Raw genomic sequence first — 254 nt, forward strand, 5'->3', positions numbered from 1 at the left:
GATACTAGATACGGAAACGGATGTAGAGCTACAAAGCTTTGTTGACCACGTGCAACAAGAGGCAAAGTCGACGCAGGTGGCTGTGGATGATTGTTTGGAGCAAGTGAGACAAGCAAATAAGACTATCGCTGAGAACAGCCAAGCGTTACAAACCATTACCGTAGATTTGAAAGCCACTATTGCTGGGCTTCAATCGAACCTTGATGGTGAACAGCGGGAACTGGATGCACTGAATAAGCAGAAATACTACCTAA

1 pseudogene is annotated in these 254 nt (G+C 45.3%); it reads left to right on the forward strand.

Annotated features, from left to right (window positions below):
- A pseudogene (locus tag A3712_RS27990) lies at positions 1-254 on the forward strand (hypothetical protein); the annotation flags it as partial.

This window comes from Vibrio sp. HI00D65 (genome assembly GCF_001635455.1).
Classification (GTDB): Bacteria; Pseudomonadota; Gammaproteobacteria; order Enterobacterales; family Vibrionaceae; genus Vibrio.